We start from the raw sequence: 3,600 nt of genomic DNA on the forward strand, positions 1-3,600 counted from the left end.
CGAGACAAGCGGCCCCCGATCCCGCCGCTTCCCGGACAATCCGCCAATCCTCCCGGGCAAGCCGTGCCCTTGGCACGTGTCGGGCGTTGTTGCCGTCAGCGGGCGCTGCGGCCCGCACGGCACGAAGGAGGCGTCAACGGCTCATGCGGATAGGGAGTTTCGTCCTGGCGGGGCAGTACCCGGGCCAGGGCCACGGAGAGGCGCTGCACCGCGCGGTGCGCTCGGCGGAGGTGGCGGAGGAGGCCGGTTTCGACTCGGTCTGGCTCGCGGAGCACCACTTCGTGCCGTACGGAACCTGTCCCTCGGCGGTCACGCTCGCCGCTCTCCTGCTCGGCCGGACGCGGCGCCTGCGGGTCGGCACGGCGGTGAGCGTGCTGCCGACCGCGCACCCGGTCGCGCTCGGCGAGCAGGCGGCCCTGCTGCACCTCGCGGCCGAGGGACGGTTCTCGCTCGGGGTCGGACGGGGCGGGCCCTGGGTGGACCTGGAGGTCTTCGGCGCCGGGCTCGACGCCTTCGAGCGGCACTTCCCCGAATCGCTCGACCTGCTGCTGCGCTGGCTGCGCGAGGGCCGGGTCGGGGCGAGCGGCGAGCGCTACGCCTTCCGCGAGGTGAGCGTCGTACCGCGCCCCGCGCAGGCGCTGCTGCCCGGGCAGCCGGGGCCCGAGGTCGTCGTGGCCTGCACCTCGCCCGGCACCGTACGGCTCGCCGCGCGGCGCGGACTGCCGATGCTGCTCGGGATGCACGCGCGGGACGAGGAGAAGGCGGCGATGGTCGCGTTGTGGCGCGCCGAGGCGCGCGCGGCGGGGCTCGCGCCGGAACGAATCGACGGCGCCGCGCACCTCAGCGCCGGGGTGCTCCAGCTCGCCGACGGCGACGCCGAGGCCAGGGACACGCTCGTCAAGGCGATGCCCGAGTGGTTCCGCGAGGGGCTCGGCGCGCACGTCACGGTGGACGGCAGGCAGCGGCGGATGCGGGACCCGGTGGCGTACACCGAGTTCCTGTGCGGCATCCATCCGGTCGGCACCCCCGAGACGGCCGCGCGGCGGCTGGCCGCGACGGCGGAGCGCACCGGGATCACGCGCTTCGCGCTGCTCGCCGAGGGCTCCGGCGATCTCGCGACGACGGAGGCGAACCTGCGGCGGGCGGGGGCGGAGCTGCTGCCGTTGCTGGGCTGAGCGGGGGGTCCCGAGCGGCGTGGGGGTCCCTGGTGACGTAGCGGGGCGTGCTCCACGTGGCCTGAAAACAGACGGACGCGAGGCGGCGGAGTGATGAGTTCCCGCTACGCCGGGGGACGGAGTGTCCCCCGACGCGGCGAGCGGGGGGCGCGGGGTCAGCAGTCGCGCAGCTCCGGGGACTGGTTGAGGAGCTGGCCGCGGACCGAGGTGAAGCGCGTGAGCCGTTCGTCCGCGGCGGGGTCGAGGGGGAAGACCGCGACCCGGTGGCAGTTCTGGAAGGCGAGGCGGACCCCGAAGTGGCGCTGGAGCGCGCCCCTGATGGCGTCGCTGGCGAGCGCGCGCAGAAGCTGGCCGCGCTCCTTCTCGCTGGACGGGGGCGTCCGGTTGTCTGCGAAGTCCCCTCCGTCCACCTTGAGCTGGGCCACCAGGGAACTGATCATCTCCCAGGCGTAGGGCAGCGAGGTCCGGACGCAGTCCACGAATTCGGCCTCGTCCACCTCGCCCCGCTCGGCCTGTGCCAACAGTGCCGGTGAGACGTCGAGCGACATGGGTACTCCTCTCGCACCCCCGAGCGGCGGGGGTCCACGGACAGGGCGGGAGGCCCGGACACGCAGCGTGCTCGTGTCGCGACCTCCTGCCAACACGTTATGCACGCCTCCGGGGGCACACCAGGCGTGCGCGCACACAACCGGCCACGCGGCAGCCGTGCTCCGGGGCGGATCGCGAGCAGGGGTCCGGGTCGGATAGCGTTGCCGACCATGCGCCTTGTCATCGCCCGTTGCTCCGTGGACTACGCGGGGCGGCTCACCGCCCACCTCCCCCTCGCGCCCCGGCTGATCCTCGTGAAGGCGGACGGCAGCGTCTCGATCCACGCGGACGACCGCGCGTACAAGCCCCTGAACTGGATGTCCCCGCCGTGCACCCTCAAGGAGGGCGAGGACGGCGGGACCCCGGTGTGGACGGTGATCAACAAGGGCGGCGAGAAGCTCGTGATCACGATGGAGGAGGTCCTGCACGACTCCTCGCACGAACTCGGCGTCGATCCCGGCCTCATCAAGGACGGCGTCGAGGCGCACCTCCAGGAACTCCTCGCGGACCGCCTCGACACCCTCGGCGAGGGCTGGACGCTCATCCGCCGCGAGTACATGACGGCGATCGGCCCGGTGGACATCCTGTGCCGGGACGGCGAGGGCCGCACGGTGGCGATCGAACTCAAGCGCCAGGGCGGCATCGACGGCGTCGAACAGCTCACCCGGTACCTCGAACTCCTCAACCGGGACCCGCACTTGGCGCCCGTGCGCGGTGTCTTCGCCGCGCAGGAGATCAAGCCGCAGGCCCGCGTCCTCGCGACGGACCGGGGCATCGACTGCGCGATCCTCGACTACAACGCGCTGCGCGGCATCGAGGACGACAAACTGCGCCTGTTCTGAGGCGGGCGCGGGGCGGCACGGCGGTACGGGCGCGGGACGCCCCCCGTCGCGCCTTCCCGGCCCCCGTCACGTCTCCCCACCCCCGTCGCGCGCTCCCCGCCCCGGCCGGGGGCCCTCCCCCGCGCCGTTGGCATATGCCGTGCGACTGTGTGGGTTCGGCCAAATCCCGCGCCTGCGCCGGTCACGGACCGGGAGGAACCCGGCACCCGCTCACGCGGCGCGCACCACCGGGTGCTCACCGTGTGTGGTGGCCCCGGTGGATCGCGGCGGGTCTCAGGCGAGGTCGGAGGCGCCGGAGGCGTCCGGGGTGCCCGCCGTGGCGCTCTCCACGGGCTCGCTCGCCGAGTTGCTCGTCTCGGGCTCGGAGGGGTCGGTCTCGCCGGGGTCGGTGGGGTCCGTCGGCTCGGAGGGCTCGGAGGGTTCCGAGGGCTCGTCGGTCGGGTCCTCGGGGTCGCTCGGCGAGGTGGAGGGCGAGGTCCCGGTGGGGTCCGTACCGGTCGGCGGCTCCGGGGTGTCGCTGGTCTTCGTGCCGCCGGGCTCGTCCGAATCGCTCGGCCCCGGGTCCGGCTTCCCGGGCTTCCCCTCGTCGCGCGCGGAGGACGAGGAGCCGGGCGACTCGCTCCTCCCGGTGGCGGGCGCCGGGTCGTCGGCGGTGCCGAGCACCCCGTCCTCGCCCGGGTCGGTCGGGGAGGAGGAGGGGCTGGGCCGCTTCGTCGTGGAGCCGGTCTCGCCGGGCGGGGTGCCGGTGCCGGCACCGGCGTCGTCGCTGTCGTCGTCGGTGCTCGCGGAGTGCTCGGTGGTGACGCGGTCGGCGGGCGCGTCGTCGTTGTCGGACAGCGTGCCGAGGGTGACGACGGTGCCGAGCACGGCGACGAGGAGCGCCCCGGCGCCGGCCGCGACGAGATTGCGGCGGCTCCCGGTGAACGCCGAGCGCCGTACCCCGGCCTTGGGCTCGTTCCCGCGCTCCGGTGGTGCCTGGCGCGCGAAGACCTCGG

General features: G+C 74.4%; 3 protein-coding genes and 1 pseudogene. 2 read left to right on the forward strand and 2 right to left on the reverse strand.

What is annotated here, in order from left to right; all coding sequences use genetic code 11:
• The first annotated feature begins 143 nt into the window (after positions 1-143).
• The gene (locus tag SSBG_RS07445; protein WP_008745587.1) at positions 144-1,175 is read left to right on the forward strand and encodes an LLM class flavin-dependent oxidoreductase; all 1,032 of its coding nucleotides are present in this window, start codon (positions 144-146) and stop codon (positions 1,173-1,175) included.
• A gap of 155 nt (positions 1,176-1,330) precedes the next feature.
• Here the strand turns inward: SSBG_RS07445 and SSBG_RS07450 are convergent, their stop codons facing one another.
• Positions 1,331-1,723 carry an SCO5389 family protein gene (locus SSBG_RS07450; protein WP_008745588.1) on the reverse strand — a complete coding sequence of 131 codons (393 nt, stop codon included), beginning with the start codon at positions 1,721-1,723 and terminating at the stop codon, positions 1,331-1,333.
• A 210-nt stretch (positions 1,724-1,933) separates the two neighbouring features.
• On the opposite strand from SSBG_RS07450, the gene nucS reads away from it, so the two are divergent.
• Complete coding sequence (gene nucS / locus SSBG_RS07455; protein ID WP_037869171.1) at positions 1,934-2,605, forward strand: endonuclease NucS; 672 nt, start codon at positions 1,934-1,936, stop codon at positions 2,603-2,605.
• A 273-nt stretch (positions 2,606-2,878) separates the two neighbouring features.
• Here the strand turns inward: nucS and SSBG_RS35410 are convergent.
• Positions 2,879-3,600: pseudogene (locus tag SSBG_RS35410) on the reverse strand (hypothetical protein); the annotation flags it as partial.

Origin of the sequence: Streptomyces sp. SPB074 (assembly GCF_000154905.1) — a bacterium.
Classification (GTDB): Bacteria; Actinomycetota; Actinomycetes; order Streptomycetales; family Streptomycetaceae; genus Streptomyces.